This window comes from Duganella fentianensis (assembly GCF_964031615.1).
GTDB classification, from domain to species: domain Bacteria; phylum Pseudomonadota; class Gammaproteobacteria; order Burkholderiales; family Burkholderiaceae_D; genus Rugamonas; species Rugamonas fentianensis_A.
Genome location: NZ_CAXIQN010000011.1, coordinates 1 through 15,692 on the forward strand (window position 1 = coordinate 1; position 15,692 = coordinate 15,692).

Sequence of the window (15,692 nt, forward strand, 5' to 3'; positions counted from 1 at the left end):
AACAGGACCGTGAAACAACTCTGCGCCGATGATAGTGCTGCAACCAGTGTGAAAGTAGGTTATCGTCAAGCTAGTTATTAGAAAAACCCCCTTCAGCCTCAGGCTGTTGGGGGTTTTTTGCTTTTTAAGCCATGTTTTAACTGTGAAAAATTGATCTATCACAGTCGGTGCGACTGTCACAGTTGTTTCAGATTGGAGCAATCTGCCACGCTGGTACAGGGTAAAACGCTTGGCACGGGGCTTGCTCTATGACTGTTATTCTTAAAACAGTCAGGAGACTTCACCATGAAAAGCACTATCCGCACTTTTGCCGCAGCCCTCATCGCCAGCTCGGCGCTGTTCTCACTCAATGCCTTTGCCCACGGTAACGTGGTGCCACAGTCCGTAGACACTACCGGCCTCGCGCCTATCGGCGACAAATGGGCCGAGCAGAATCCTTACCGCGGTAACAAACTGGCACTGAAGATCGGCGCTTCGGCTTACAACCAGAACTGCGCGCGCTGCCATGGTCTGGAAGCTGTTACCGGCGGTATCGCCCCTGATCTGCGCATGCTGGATCGTGATTGCATGGACGTGAAGAACGACAGCAAGAAAAAGGCTTGCTTCAAAGAGATCGACAACTACTTCCTGACCTCCATCCGTAACGGTAAAGTGCGAAATGGTGCTGTCTACATGCCTCCGTTCGAGGGTGTGTTCAACCAGGAAGCCATGTGGGCCATCAAGACCTATCTGGAAGCCCGTCGCGACGCTAGCAACTAATCGGAGCCTGCCATGCTGAACTCTACTTTGCGTAAGCTGGGACGAGTACTACTGGCAGCAGGTGTGTGCGGCAGCGTGGCGCTGCCCGCACATGCGGACTGGGACAAGATCCACCAGTCCGGCACGCTGAAAGTAGCGGTGTACGAACAGTTTGCACCTTTCTCCGACCGGAATGCTGGCATCGATGTGGATCTGGCCAATGCACTGTCGGCCAAGCTGGGCTTGAAGCTTAAGCTGCTGCCATTCCCTGCTGGCGAAAACCTCAGCGATGACCTGCGCAATATGGTGTGGAAGGGCCACTACCTTGGCTATGGCCCAGCCGATGTGCTGTTGCATGTGCCAGTGGAACCGCAACTGATGAACGAGAATGGCAAGGTGAGTATTTTTGCCCCTTACCATGTGGAGACAGTAAGGCTGGTGCGCAGTGCGCGCACGATGCCGGAATTCGATGGTGTCGATTCGCTGGCTGGTAAGACTATCGGTGTGGAGAAGGTATCGATCGCCGGTATGGTGCTGCTGGGCGAAGGCAATGGTCGCTTCCGCGATAAGGTACGGATCTTCGAGACTGCTGGTGAAGCACTGGCGGCGCTGAAGGCAGGTGAGCTTGATGCAGTGCTGGCAAATCGTTCGGAAATTGAAGCGACATTCCGCGACGATCCCGCATTTCCTCTGAACGAGGTGGCGTTCCAGCGTTTGCCGCGTGCTGGCTGGGCAGTGGGTATGGCAGTGCGCAAAGACGATCAGGACGTAGCACGCATGCTGCAGCAGGCAGTGAATGAACTGCGTGCCAGTGGTGAACTGCAGGCGATCTTTGCACGCCACGGTGTGCACGAACAGATGCCCTGAATTGCCGTGACATAGTGCCGGCGCTACACCGCAACGCCGCCCGAATCAACAACGCCACCGTTATGGTGGCGTTTTCTTTTTTCCGCTACTTAGAACTGATACTGGGCGCTGGCGCCGAGCAGCCAGTTGCGCGTTGGCGCAGCTTCGTAATAGCGCTTATTGCTATCGCCGACGATCACGGACCCGACATACTGGCGATCCAGCAGATTGTTCAGACGGACGAACTGCTTGAACTGCCAGCCGTGCCAGCGCTGGTTGCTGCTGACACGTGCATTCAAGGTTGCATAGCCCGGCGCTGCCTGATCGGCGTTGGCGTCGTCTGCATAGATACGGCTGGATGCCTGCGCTTCGATCGCAGCGCTGAACATACCGGAGCTATCCTTCCATGCGAGATCGGCATAGCCATTCGCATTTGGCACGCCCGGCAAACGGCTACCTTTTAGCACCGTGCCAAAACTCTGGTCATACACTGCGCGCAGGCTGGTCAGCGCCACATGGCTGCTCAGGCCATAGCGCCAGTTAGTATCGAGAGATACTTCCAGCCCCTGACGCAAGGTGCGCCCTGCATTGCGGTAGCTGGTGCGGCCGCCACTGCTGCTGTCTACCACCAGTTCGTCGGTTGTACGGATCTGGAACACGGCAGCATTGATGCGGGTGCTGTCGCCACTGCGTAGCTTGATTCCCGCCTCTAGATGTTTGCTTTGCGCCGCCTGCAGACGGAAGTTAAAGCCACCACCTGTACCGGAGTAGAACAGTTCATTTAGCGTAGGTGTTTCAAAACCGCGCGCGGCGCTGGCGTAGGCGTGCAGCGCCGGCGTAAATTTGTACAGCACACCTGCCACTGGCGTGGTGTGACTGTAGGAGAGTGCCCCGCTGTCATTGCCGTTGACCAGATAGTGGTCATCCACCGAAATACGTACTCTGCTATGGCGCAGGCCCGCGCTTAACAGCCATGGGCCGGATTGCCATTCGGCCTGCAGATACGGTTCGGTGCTGCTGACATTATCGGTTTCCGAGCGGCGCAGTGCGCCTTTGACGCCGAACTGGGTGCCGATGAAATTTTCGTAGCCGCGCCGGTCATCGCCGGAATGACCATATTCCAGCCCGATGGTGGTGCTCAGCGTGCCGTCTGCCAGCCCCGCAACATGCAGCCAGCTCAGATCCGCCCCATAGAAATTGCGGTCGAAGTCCACTACGCCGCCGGAGTGGCTGGCCGGTGCCTGAAAAGCCTTGGAGAACGCCTGATACTGGATTACCTGACGGTTGCCGCCATAGGTACTCAGGTGCAGCCGGTCGGCACCGAACTGCTGCTCCCAGTTAGCGCCGATCTGCTGATGGTCGATGCTCTTGCGGGTGTTATAGCGATCAGCCAGCGTGCGCTTGGGCGTCTGGGTATCCGAGCCATCGATCTCGCCGGCACGGGGATCGCGCTGGTAGGTGGCCCATGTGGCGCCCAGCGCATCCTGCGTGTCGCCTTGCCGCAGTCCATTCGCGACGATGGTCAGCACGGCATTATCAAGTGGTTTGAGCGTTAGCTTGGCCGCAGCCTGATCGCGTTTGGCGGCACTGTGGGCACGGTAGCCATCTGTTTCGAAGCGCGAAGCGTCTAACACATAGCCCACGCCACCTTGCTGCCCCTGCGCATTGAGGTCCAGTTTATGGCTGCCATAACTGCCGGCCGTTACAGTCGTCTCGATGCTAGGGGCACCTTCGCCATCGCGCGTGAATAGCTGGATGACGCCGCCCGAGTGGTTGCCGTAGATGGCGGAGAACGGGCCACGCAGTACTTCGATACGCTCGGCCAGATCGAGATTGAAGGTAGCTGCCTGCCCCTGCCCATCCGGCATGCTGGCAGGGATGCCATCGGCGATCAGGCGTACACCGCGCACACCAAAAGCCGAGCGGGCGCCGAAGCCGCGCGAGGATATCTGTAAGTCCTGCGCATAGTTCTGGCGATTCTGTGCCACCAGTCCCGGTACGGCGGCCAGTGCTTCCGAAGCGTTGACGCGGGCCTGCGCTTCGCGGATACGCAAGCCATCTACTACATCAATGGCGGCTGGCATGTCGAATATCGTGTGGCCGACGCGGGTGGCACTGACGACGACGGTGTCGACGGGCGCGCTGCCCTCGTCGGCGGCGCAGGCAACGCCACCGAGCGCAAAGAGCGCGGCGACGGCGTTGAGGCGGTGTAGCTGTTTCATGTGGTCTCCGTTCTGGTGAGTGTTATACCAGACCTGTAAGCAATATGTTTGCCATACCGCTGCCGTCGGGATTTGTGGTGGCACGGCGTTTGCACTAGCTATCGCATGCGCGCGCGATCCCGCGCGCGAACGACGAAAGGCGAACCCGTGAAAACTCCCATTCTGCTTTCCCTGCTGACTGCACTGGCCATACCGGCGCTGGCAGCGCCACTGGCCTATGTGCCGAACGAGAAGTCCGGCAATGTCAGCGTGATCGATACCTCGACAGATACCGTGCTGCGCCAGATCGCCGCCGGTAAGCGCCCGCGCGGTATCGCCATCGATCCGGCTGGCGCCCGCCTGTATGTGACGGATGCCGTGGCCAATGAGTTGCTGGTGCTGGACACGGCGACGGGCGCCACGCTGCGTCGCATCGCTCTAGGCAAATCGCCCGAGGGCGTGAACGTGTCGCGCGATGGCCGGCTGGTCGCGGTGGCGGTAGAGGAGAGCAAGAGCGTGGCACTGATCGACACCGAACAGTTGCGCGTGGTGGCCGATATCCCTGTGCGCGGCAAGAACCCCGAGCACGCCGTGTTCAGCCCGGACGGGCGCTGGCTGCTGGTTAGCGCCGAGGAGGCCGAACAGGTGGATGTGATCGAAGTGGCGGCGCGGCGCCAGACCGGCACGGTGGCAGTGGGCCTGCGCCCGCGCGGGATGGGCTTTACGCCCGACGGCAGCCGCGCCTATATCGCCTGCGAACTAGCCAGCGCCGTGTATGTGGTGGAGATGGCGACGCTCAAGCAGATTGCCCGCATACCGGCAGGGAAAAATGCCAACGGCATCGCGGTGCACCCATCGGGCGAGAAGGTGTATGTCTCGAACGGCATCGATGCGACAGTGATGGTGATCGATACCGCCAGCCAGCAGGTGAGCGCCACCGTGGCAGTGGGCAAGCGCCCGTGGAATATGGCGCTCACGCCTGACGGCGCCAAGCTGTATGTGGCGAATGGCCGCGCCAATAGCGTCTCCGTGATCGACACAGCCAGTGCCGCCAAGCGCAGCGATATCAGCGTGGGCGAACTGCCATGGGGTGTGGTGATCCACTGAGCGCTGCTCCATGCGCTGTTACACCTGTTCCAAAGCTGAACAGCTGTAACAGTCACCGGCACCTGTAATCCGACCGTTTCCCTTGTTTTCCCTAGGCCGTAGCAGTGACACAGCAGTAGCAGCGCGAGCTGGCACGGTGTTTGCGAAAAGGAGGATGTGCACTACCCAACGCCGCACTTCGCGGCCTTATATAACCACAGCAGAAAGAGGACGACATGAATCTGGCAGATATCAGCAAACTGGGCGTAGCTAATCCGTTCAAAGCACGCTATGACAACTACATCGGCGGCAAATTCGTCGCCCCGGTAAAAGGCGAGTACTTCGCCAACGTAACCCCGATTACCGGCCAGCCGTTCTGCGAAGTGGCCCGCTCGACCGCAGAAGACGTGGAACTGGCACTGGACGCAGCGCACGCCGCGAAAGAAGCCTGGGGTAAAACCTCGCCGGCTGAACGCGCCAATATCCTGAACAAGATGGCTGACCGCATGGAAGCCAATCTGCAGCTGATCGCTACCGCCGAAACCATCGACAACGGCAAGCCTATCCGCGAAACCATGGCCGCCGACATCCCGCTGGCGATCGATCACTTCCGCTACTTCGCCGGTTGCATCCGTTCGCAAGAAGGTTCGGTTGCCCAGATCGATTCCGAAACCTACGCATACCACTTCCACGAGCCGCTCGGCGTGGTGGGCCAGATCATCCCTTGGAACTTCCCTATCCTGATGGCTGTCTGGAAGCTGGCACCTGCACTGGCAGCCGGTAACTGCATCGTGCTGAAACCAGCCGAGCAGACGCCTGCTTCGATCATGGTACTGCTGGAAGTGATCGCTGATCTGCTGCCACCGGGCGTGCTGAACGTGGTCAACGGCTTCGGTCTGGAAGCTGGCAAACCGCTGGCTTCGAGCAAGCGCATCGCCAAGATCGCCTTCACCGGCGAAACCGGCACCGGCCGCCTGATCATGCAATACGCTGCACAGAACCTGATCCCTGTCACGCTGGAACTGGGCGGCAAATCGCCTAACATCTTCTTCGAAGACGTGATGGATGCCGACGATGCCTTCTTCGACAAGTGCCTCGAAGGCTTCGCCATGTTCGCGCTGAATCAGGGCGAAGTCTGCACCTGCCCATCGCGCGTGCTGATTCAGGAATCCATCTACGAGAAATTCATCGAGCGCGCCCTCAAGCGTGTGGCTGCCATCAAACAGGGTAACCCGCTCGATTCGAGCACCATGATCGGTGCACAGGCATCGCAGGAACAGCTGGAAAAAATCCTGTCCTACATGGACATCGGCAAGCAGGAAGGCGCACAGTTGCTGGCTGGCGGCGAGCGCAATGTGCAGGGCGGTGATCTGGGTGGCGGCTACTACGTGCGTCCTACCGTCTTCAAAGGCGACAACAGCATGCGCATCTTCCAGGAAGAGATCTTTGGCCCAGTGGTATCGGTCACCACCTTCAAGGACGAAGCCGACGCACTGCGCATCGCTAACGATACGCTGTACGGTCTCGGTGCCGGTCTGTGGACCCGTGATGGCAGCCGCGCCTTCCGCGTAGGCCGCGCCATTCAGGCTGGCCGCGTATGGACCAACTGCTACCACCTGTACCCAGCCCACGCAGCCTTCGGCGGCTACAAGCAATCGGGCATCGGTCGTGAAAATCACAAGATGATGCTCGACCACTACCAGCAAACCAAGAACCTGCTGGTGAGCTACAACCCGAACGCACTGGGCTTCTTCTAACCATGGACCACATCATCGCCCGTGTCACGGCTACGCCAGCCGCAATTGATCTGATCGTAGCCTTGCGTCGCCGTCACGGGCCGGTGATGTTCTTCCAGTCCGGCGGCTGCTGTGATGGCAGCGCGCCGATGTGCTACCCGCTGGGCGAATTCGACGTGAGCGATACCGATGTATATCTCGGCCACCTGGATGGTGCCGCGTTCTACATGGGGCGCGAACAGTTCGAATACTGGGAGCACACGCAACTGATTATCGATGTCGTCGCAGGGAACGGAGGGATGTTCTCGCTCGATAACGGAACCGGCTGGCGGTTTATCACCCGCTCGCGCCTGTTCAGCGACGATGAGCTGGCAGTACTCGGCTCGGCAGCATAGCAGCACATTACAACCATAAAATCCGGAGATCAAAGTGCAGAAAATTGTCATCGCATCGCTGGCGGGGATGTCCTTCCTGTCGCTGGCCCATGGTACCGAGGTCAGCTCGGCCATGCTCAAGAATGCCGCAACCAACACTAGCAGCGTGCTGTCGTTCGGTCTCGGTTCGGAAGGTCAGCGCTACTCGCCGCTGACGCAGGTGAATAGCAAGAACGTGGCCAAACTGGTGCCAGCGTGGTCGTTCTCGTTCGGCGGCGAAAAGCAGCGCGGTCAGGAATCGCAACCGGTGATCCATAACGGCAAAATGTTCGTTACGGCTTCGTACTCGCGTATTTTCGCGATCGACATGAAGACGGGCCAGAAACTGTGGAAGTACGAACACCGTCTGCCAGATGGCATCATGCCTTGCTGCGACGTGGTGAATCGTGGTGCCGCACTGTTCGGCAATCTGGTGATCTTCGGTACGCTCGATGCACAACTGGTGGCACTCAATCAGGACACCGGTAAAGTCGTCTGGAAAGAGAAGATCGATGACTACGCCGCCGGCTATTCGATGACAGCAGCGCCGCTGATCGCTGACGGCGTACTGCTGACCGGCGTATCGGGCGGCGAATTCGGTATCGTAGGCCGCGTCGAAGCGCGCAACCCGCTGACCGGCGACCTGCTGTGGACCCGTCCGACCGTGGAAGGCCACATGGGCTACCGTTACGACAAGGATGGCAAAGCCATCGAGAACGGCATCTCCGGTACGCTCAACAAAACCTGGCCGGGCGATCTGTGGAAGACTGGCGGCGCTTCGACCTGGATGGGTGGCACCTATGATTCGAAGACGGGTCTGGCCTACTTTGGCACCGGCAATCCGGCACCGTGGAATAGCCACCTGCGCCCCGGCGACAATCTGTATTCGTCGTCCACTGTGGCACTGGATGTGAAGACCGGCCAGATTAAATGGGCTTACCAGAACACCCCGAACGATTCGTGGGACTTCGACGGTGCGAATGAATTCGTCACCTTCGATATGGATGGCAAACGCTATGGCGGTAAAGCGGACCGTAACGGTTTCTTCTACGTGATCGACGCGGCCAGCGGCAAGCTGCAGAACGCTTTCCCGTTCGTGAAGAAAATCACCTGGGCTTCCAGCATCGATCTGAAAACTGGCCGTCCTAACTTCATTCCTTCCAACCGCCCTAGCGATCCGACTAAAGGTGAAGAAGGCAAAAAAGGCAGCACGGTATTCGCAGCACCAGCCTTCCTCGGTGCGAAGAACCAGATGCCGATGGCCTATAGCCAGCAGACGGGCCTGTTCTATGTACCTGCCAATGAGTGGGGCATGGATATCTGGAACGAGCCTATCAGCTATAAGAAAGGCGGCGCCTATCTGGGCGCAGGCTTCACCATCCGTCCACTGTTCGACGATTACATCGGCGCGCTGCGTGCGGTCGATCCTAAGTCCGGCAAGATCGTATGGGAAGTTAAGAACAATGCGCCGCTGTGGGGTGGTGTGATGAGCACTGCCGGCAATCTGGTGTTCTACGGTACGCCGGAAGGCTTCCTGAAAGCGCTCGATGCCAAGACGGGTAAAGAACTGTGGAAGTTCCAGACTGGTTCCGGCGTGGTTGCACCTCCTGTCACGTGGCAGGATGGTGACACCCAGTACGTGGCCGTCGTGTCGGGCTGGGGTGGCGCAGTACCGCTGTGGGGTGGCGAAGTGGCGAAGAAAGTCAACTTCCTCGAGCAGGGCGGTTCGGTATGGGTATTTAAGTTGTCCTCCAAGTAGTCAGTAGTTTCGGGTACGTTTTGCGGCGGCTTCGGCCGCCGTTTTTTTTGCTTGCGCGCTACTGCAGCAAGGCTTACCTGAAGCTCTGCAACGATCAAAATCTGAACAGTGTGCCGTGGCGCTGATCCGTAACTGCACAGCTTTTTCACACACTGCTCGCGCGCTCACTCTGGCGCAGACTAGGCACGCAAATTGCCATATCCCGTGTACATCGCTTGATGTAGATAACCATTCCAAAAATATCGGGAGACATAAATGAAAAAAGTAATCGTGCTGGGCGCATTGGCTGTAGCAGGTACTCAGGCTGCACAGGCTGTCGATTTCAAGGCGGGTGAGTGGAATGTAGCGCTGGGCGGTATCGTCAATGCGTACTACACGCAAGTGTCGTGCAGCGGTGATGCAGTGGGCGGGCTGGCGCTGGGCGGCAAAGGTCTGGGGTGCGGTGGCGAGAACAACCGCACCACCATCGGTAACGGTTTGCTGCCCAATGGTCTGGTGACTTCGGCCACGTCGAAGCAGGGCGACTATGACGTCAAGGCGCTTATCGGCATCTACAACGCTACTTCGACCGACAGCGCGATTGCGGCCAACTCCGGCGTCGATGTGCGTCAGGCTTACTTCACTTTCGGCAATGCCGAAATGGGCACGGTGAAGCTGGGCCGCGATAACGGCATCTTCGGCGCCAATGCTATCTTCGGTGATATGACGCTGATCGGTTCGGGCGCGCCGGTACAGGCTACCCAGCGTGGCCGCGTAACGCTGGGCCATATCGGCGCAGGCTATAGCTATATGGGCTACTACGGTCAGATCGCCTATAGTGCACCGAAGTCGGCCAGCGGCGTGGGCTTCGATGCTGCTGTGGTCAGCCCGGTGGCTGATACGCCTATCGTCGCGGCACCAGCCTACTCGGCTAAATCCAGCCCGCAGGTACAGGCGCAGCTGACCTTTGCAGCCGATGGCCTGAAGGCCTGGGTCGGCGGCAAATCGCAGAAATTCTCGGCCTCGGCTACCGGCGCTAAAGACTTCACCATGTCGGCAGTAGAACTGGGTGCGACCTATCAGGCCGGTGATCTGGGCTTGCTGGCCAATGTGCAGAGCGGCACTGGCCTCGGCATTCTGTCGGATGCGGATCAAGGCAATACCAAGACCAATGCCTATCTGGTACAGGGCACCTATAAAGTGGCTGACAAAGTCAAAGTGGGTATCAACTACGGGATCAGCCGCAATGATAAGAATACCGCCGGTACTGGCGGTCTGAAATCGAATGCCAATCTGACGCTGGGTGCCTACTACACGCTCAATAAGGTCATCACGCTGGTCGGTGAAGTGGGGCAGACCCGCTCCAAAGGCTTTACTGGTGGCGAAGCAAAGATGAATGGCGCTTCGTTTGGCGGCATCATCTTCTTCTGATGCGGTCTGCCTTTCAGGGCTTGCGCGTGCCGTGCTGGCGCGCGCTGTTCGCTGGCCTGTGTCTGTGTTTGGCAGCGCTGTATGCTGCCACACCGGCGCAGGCTGGCGTGCTCACGCACGCAGAACTGGTACGGCGCTTCCCTGCGCCGCTGATCGTTGGCGAGCGTGATACGGAACTGCCGGTGTGGCCGCTGTTCAAGCAGAACGCGACCGCGACCGAGCTGGTCGGCTATGTCTTCGAGTCCATCGATCTGGCGCCGATACCGGGGTTTGCCGGCGTGCCGCTGAATCTGATGGTGGCGATCGATCCCAAGGGTGTGTTCCTCGGCGTGCAGGTGCTATCCCAGCATGAACCGGTGTTTCTCGATGGGCTGGGCGAAGCGCCGCTGCTGCAGTTTGTGCAGCAGTACAAAGATCTATCGCTTAAACAGAACATCAGCATCGGACAGGGTGCGCATGGCGCTGCCCGTAACGATGCGGCCAATGCCCGTATCGATGGCGTCTCCAAAGCCACGGCCTCCGTGCGCATCATCAATCAGAGTGTACTGGCGGCGGCGCTGAAGGTGTCGCGCAAGAAGCTGGGCTTCGGTGCGGCGCGCGATCCGGATCAGATTGCGCAGGTGCGCAGCGATATCTTCGCGCCGCGCACATGGCAGCAACTGTGTGACGACGGGCTGGTGCAGCATCTGCGCGTCAGCAACCGCATGGTAGAGAAGCTGTTTGCCGATAGTGCGGGGGCGGGCCTCGATAGCACGGCGCTGAGTCAGCCGGACGAGTTGTTCATCGATTTGTATCTGGCTTATGTATCGGTGCCTTCGATCGGGCGTAATCTGCTCAATGAAGCAGGCTGGCGCAAATTACAGGGGCGGCTGGAAGCGGGTGATCATGCTTTGCTAGTGATGTCTTCTGGGCGCTACAGCATTACCGGCGAGGACTTCGTGCCCGGCAGCGTGCCGGAGCGCCTGTTGCTCAGGCAGGAGAAGCTGCCTATCGATATGCGTGATCTCGATCTGGATCTGCGGCTGGCGCAAGGTATACCAGCATTCGATAGCGTCACGGTGCTGAGGGTTATCGCACAGGCGGGGCTGGACCCAGCCGGGTCGCTGGACTTTGCGTTGCCTATCACGCGCAGCAAAGGCATCGTCTATCCGGAGCGGATTACGCGCGAACTGCCGGTGTCGTACCGGCTGCCATCGGATTTGCTGATACCGGCACAGGCCAGCAGCAAATCATGGCAGGGTATCTGGCGCGCGCGCCAGTATGAGCTGGCCGTGCTGGTGGCGGGGCTGCTGATGCTGGCCGCAGCATTGCTGCAGCAGCGCCGTCTCGCAAGTGATGGCCGACGCTTCGCCTGGCTGCGTCGCATCTATCTACTGTACACCGTCGGTTTTATTGGCTACTACGCGCAGGGCCAGCTTTCGATCGTGAATCTCACCGGAGCGATACAGGCGCTGTTGGCGGGGCGTAGTCTGGAATTCCTGCTGTTCGATCCCATGACCGTCATGCTGTGGGGTTTTGTGCTGCTCTCGCTGCCGTTGTGGGGCCGCGGCACCTTCTGCGGCTGGCTATGTCCGTTCGGGGCATTGCAGGAATTCAGCCATCAACTGGCGCGCCTGTTACGGTTGCCACAGATACGCCTGCGCACACGGCTTGACCAGCAGCTGAAGCGCATCAAGTACGTGCTGCTGGCGCTGATACTGGGCAGCGCCTGTATCGCCAACGCGTGGACTGATCGACTGGTGGAGCTGGAACCGTTCAAGACGGCGATCACGCTGAACTTCGTGCGCAGCTTGCCGTATGTACTGTATGCGGTGGCGCTGCTGATGCTGAGTGGCGTGATCTATAAATTCTATTGCCGTTATCTGTGTCCGTTCGGCGGCGCGCTGGCGCTGCTAGGCAAGGTGCGCTGGCTAAGCTGGATACCGCGCCGCAGCGAGTGCGGAACGCCGTGCCAGACCTGCCGCCATCGCTGCGACTATCAGGCTATCAGTCCCACCGGCCATGTGGACTATGACGAGTGCTTCCAGTGCATGGATTGTGTGGTGATCTATCAGAGCGAGCAAAAATGTGCGCCGCGCATGCTGGAGTTGAAGCGGGCAAACGTGATTCCGATCCATCCTGTGATGAATTCCGGAGAGAGTAAATGAAACGACGTACCTTTATTGCCAGTGCCGTCGGCAGTATCGCCGGCGTTGCCGGCTGCGTGTGGCCGCATGGCGCCAAGCTGCATACTGGCGCGGCGCTGGCCTTCGGCACCACCATCTCTATCTCGGTGGTGCACACGGATGCGGAATTGGCTGCGCGCGCGATCAGCGATGGATTGCGCGCTGCGCAGGAGGTCGATAGTCTGATGAATATCTACCGCCCCGAGAGTCAGGTGTATCAGCTGAATCGTGATGGTTACCTGAATCAGCCGGACCAGCGTTTGCTGCAAGTGTTGCGGCAGGGCGTCCAGCTATCGCAACTGACGCAAGGGGCATTCGATATCACGGTGCAGCCATTGTGGCTACTATATTCAAAGGCAGCCGCCGAAGGTGGGTTGCCGGATGCCGCGGCAGTCGGGCGGGCAAGGGCGCTGGTCAACTGGCGTGAGCTGGAAATCGCGTCCCATCAGGTGCGCTTGCACCGCAACGGCATGGCACTGACACTGAACGGGCTAGCGCAGGGCTATGCAGCCGATCAGGCGCTTGCGGCAGTGCAGAAGCATGGTATCCGCGATGCGCTGCTGGATACGGGCGAGTTTATCGCCCGTGGCCAGCGCGGCCAGCAGCGCCCGTGGACGCTGGGCGTGCGCGACCCGCGTGACGAGCACCGACTGGCAACCACCTTGCGGGCGCAGGGATGCAGCGTGGCCACCTCCGGTGATTATGAGTGCCGCTTCACGCCGGACTATCGACACCACCATATCTTCGATCCGGCGCTGGGTGATTCGCCGGCGGAACTGGCCAGCGTCACGGTGCTGGCGCCGAATGCCATGCTGGCCGATGGCCTGTCAACGGCATTCATGGTGATGGGCTGGGAACGGGCGCAGGCACTGGCAGCACGGATGCCGGCTGTGGATTTGCTGGTGATCGATAAACAGGGACACAGCCGCTGCTCGGCAGGATTCCCTGCCGAGGTGTGAGGCGGCTTACTTCAGGTTAGGCACTTTACGGTAGATGGTATTGCGCGAAACGCCCAGTGCACGGGCGGTCGCCGAGACATTGCCGCCGTTGGCTTCCAGTGATTTCAGGATCACGGATTGCTCCATCTCTTCCAGATTGGCGCCGCTAGCCACCATCTGTACCGGATCCGGCGTGGCCAGTTGCGTGGCGGCTTGCTCGATATCGTCGAGGAAGTCGTCCGGCATGTGGCGCAGACAGATCTCGTGCTCGTCGCCAGCCATCACGATGGCGGTACGCAGCAGATTGGTCAGCTGGCGGAAATTGCCGGGCCAGCGGTGCTGGCGGAACAATTGCAGGATTTCCGCCGAAACGTAATAGCGGCCGTTGTTGGATTCGGTCGCCAGTATCTTCTTGACGACGGTTTCCAGATCGGTGCGCTCGCGCAGCGGCGGCAGTTTGACCACTAGCCCGTTCAGACGGTAGTACAAGTCTTCGCGGAACAGTCCTTTGGCGATGCGGTCACGCAGGTTGTGATTGGTGGCGCAGATCAGTTCCACGTTGACGGGGATGGATTTATCACTGCCCAGTGGCGTTACCGTGCGTTCCTGCAGCACGCGCAGCAGGCGCGCCTGCAGACTGAATGGCATATCGCCGATCTCGTCGAGGAACAGGGTGCCGCCATTCGCCTGCAGGATCTTACCGGTGGCGCCTTTCTTGCGCGCGCCCGTGAAGGCGCCGTCTTCGTAGCCAAATAGCTCCGATTCAATCAGCGTTTCAGGGATGGAGGCGCAGTTGACTGCCACGAAGGGGCTCATGGCACGCGGTGAATCATTATGAATGGCCTGTGCCAGCAGTTCCTTACCAGTGCCCGTCTCGCCCATGATCATGATGGGGATGTCCTTGCCCAGTACGCGCGTGACTTTTTCGATCACCAGTTCCAGCTGCTGGTCGCCGGTGCGCAGATAGCGCAGGCCGGACAGGCGGCGCGCCGAACTGGCGGCCTGACTGGCAGACATCGGTGCCGGCGCTGTGGCAGGCGTGGCGCGATCGGACGTCAGCGATTGCTGGAACACGCTATTCGACAGGCGCAACTGGGCGCGCCCATACACGCTTACGCCATTGTGCATGCACAGATTGAGCAGGCCGGGTGAAGCGGTGCGGTAGTGGTCGAACAGCGCCGAGACGGGCAGACCGAACAGGGAACTGAAGGTATGCGATTGCAGCGCCGCCGTGGATAGCCCCAGCTGGAACAGACCGTTACGATTGGCGGCGAGGAAGCGGCCGCCGGGGCTGAAGGAGGCGATACCTTCCATCAGTGTGCCGATAAATTCGGGGCGGGCGTGGAAGCGGATGGTGATGGCGTCCTCGAAAGCAGCCGAGAACAGCTGATTTTCGATCATCAGAGCGGACATGCGCACCAGCGCCATGGTGTGCTTGTGATAGCTGCGCTGGTCACCCGATACATCCAGTACGCCGATGACATTGCCCTGGTGGTCAGCGATCGGCGCGGCCGAGCAGGTCAGAAAGTGGTTGGCCGACAGATAGTGCTGGTCAGCGTGCACCAGTGCCGGCGTGCCTTCCGCAATAGCGGTGCCGATGGCATTGGTACCACGGCTTTGCTCGGACCATGCCACGCCGGGCTGCAGTGCGACACGGCTGGCTTTTTCCAGAAAGTCGTCGTCGCCCAGTGAATGCACGATCACACCCTTGGCATCCGTGAGGATAACCATATTGTGGGTATTGACGATTTGCTGGTACAGCGTTTCCATAGCCGGAACCGCATGGGCGTGCAGCAAGCGGTTCTGCTCTATCAGTAGGGAGAGGTCGTTGCGGGCTAGCGGCGCATAGTCCGGCGCAGACTCGCGGCGCAAGCCGTACTGCTGCGAGCGCGTGTGAGAGGTTTCAATTATCCGTGGCATATTGTCGGCCCACGCCATACTAAGGCGCGAACTGTTCATATCTGGAGCAGTCTGGTATTCCATAATGGTCTCGTTGTCTCCGGCGGCCGTGATCGGCTCTGTTTTGTATGCCTAGGTGTTCCATAATGTAGCACCTGTGCAAAATGTGAGCAAAAGCTCTCTTTTTATGCGTTGCATTACTGTTCAAAGCAAATGAAGTGCCAGCCTTAAATAAGACTGGACGGCTATGGGGGAGGCTTGCTATAGTTCGCCCCCTCGCAAAACACGGTGCCTAGCACTGAGTTGAACGAGAAAAGAAGTAGGGGTTGACGAAACGATCTAAACGCTTCATACTCTTGCCTCTTCGCTGATGAACACAACGCTTCTCAGCAAGCAGTACCAAATAAGTTCTTTAAAAATTCACAGTCGATAAGTGTGGACGTTTGATGAAAGTGCACACGAAGCTAGTCTTCGTGATACTTAAAAAATATCAAATGTTCA

General features: G+C 59.2%; 11 protein-coding genes. 9 read left to right on the plus strand and 2 right to left on the minus strand.

Annotation, left to right across the window (positions count from 1 at the left end; all coding sequences use genetic code 11):
- Window positions 1-285: 285 nt before the first annotated feature.
- A complete protein-coding gene (pedF, locus tag ABNT42_RS07825; RefSeq protein WP_348696129.1) occupies window positions 286-759 on the plus strand; it encodes a cytochrome c-550 PedF in 474 nt (157 codons plus the stop codon).
- Between the two features lie 12 nt (window positions 760-771).
- On the plus strand, window positions 772-1,605 hold the full coding sequence (locus ABNT42_RS07830) for a transporter substrate-binding domain-containing protein (RefSeq protein WP_348696130.1): 834 nt from the start codon (window positions 772-774) through the stop codon (window positions 1,603-1,605).
- An 89-nt stretch (window positions 1,606-1,694) separates the two neighbouring features.
- Here the strand turns inward: ABNT42_RS07830 and ABNT42_RS07835 are convergent, their stop codons facing one another.
- Window positions 1,695-3,806 (minus strand): TonB-dependent receptor, encoded by a 2,112-nt coding sequence (locus ABNT42_RS07835; RefSeq protein WP_348696131.1) that lies wholly within the window; start codon window positions 3,804-3,806, stop codon window positions 1,695-1,697.
- Window positions 3,807-3,953: 147 nt separating this feature from the next.
- Between ABNT42_RS07835 and ABNT42_RS07840 the strand changes: the two genes are divergently transcribed.
- From ABNT42_RS07840 to ABNT42_RS07870, 7 genes are all read left to right on the plus strand, one after another.
- Window positions 3,954-4,892 (plus strand): beta-propeller fold lactonase family protein, encoded by a 939-nt coding sequence (locus ABNT42_RS07840; RefSeq protein WP_348696132.1) that lies wholly within the window; start codon window positions 3,954-3,956, stop codon window positions 4,890-4,892.
- 215 nt (window positions 4,893-5,107) lie between these two features.
- The gene (gene adh, locus ABNT42_RS07845) at window positions 5,108-6,628 is read left to right on the plus strand and encodes an aldehyde dehydrogenase (protein ID WP_348696133.1); all 1,521 of its coding nucleotides are present in this window, start codon (window positions 5,108-5,110) and stop codon (window positions 6,626-6,628) included.
- A gap of 2 nt (window positions 6,629-6,630) precedes the next feature.
- A complete protein-coding gene (locus tag ABNT42_RS07850) occupies window positions 6,631-7,002 on the plus strand; it encodes a DUF779 domain-containing protein (RefSeq protein ID WP_348696134.1) in 372 nt (123 codons plus the stop codon).
- 67 nt (window positions 7,003-7,069) lie between these two features.
- The gene (locus ABNT42_RS07855) at window positions 7,070-8,779 is read left to right on the plus strand and encodes a PQQ-dependent methanol/ethanol family dehydrogenase (protein ID WP_348696139.1); all 1,710 of its coding nucleotides are present in this window, start codon (window positions 7,070-7,072) and stop codon (window positions 8,777-8,779) included.
- Window positions 8,780-9,034: 255 nt separating this feature from the next.
- Window positions 9,035-10,189: a porin gene (locus tag ABNT42_RS07860; protein ID WP_348696135.1), complete on the plus strand. Its 1,155-nt coding sequence runs from the start codon at window positions 9,035-9,037 to the stop codon at window positions 10,187-10,189.
- The gene (locus ABNT42_RS07865) at window positions 10,189-12,336 is read left to right on the plus strand and encodes a 4Fe-4S binding protein (protein ID WP_348696136.1); all 2,148 of its coding nucleotides are present in this window, start codon (window positions 10,189-10,191) and stop codon (window positions 12,334-12,336) included. Before ABNT42_RS07860 ends, ABNT42_RS07865 begins: the two co-directional genes overlap by 1 nt.
- Window positions 12,333-13,313, plus strand: coding sequence for an FAD:protein FMN transferase (locus ABNT42_RS07870; RefSeq protein ID WP_348696137.1), 981 nt, complete (start codon window positions 12,333-12,335; stop codon window positions 13,311-13,313). The genes ABNT42_RS07865 and ABNT42_RS07870 overlap by 4 nt, the downstream gene beginning before the upstream one ends.
- A 6-nt stretch (window positions 13,314-13,319) precedes the next feature.
- Here the strand turns inward: ABNT42_RS07870 and ABNT42_RS07875 are convergent, their stop codons facing one another.
- Window positions 13,320-15,212: a sigma-54-dependent Fis family transcriptional regulator gene (locus ABNT42_RS07875; RefSeq protein ID WP_348696138.1), complete on the minus strand. Its 1,893-nt coding sequence runs from the start codon at window positions 15,210-15,212 to the stop codon at window positions 13,320-13,322.
- Window positions 15,213-15,692 lie beyond the last annotated feature (480 nt).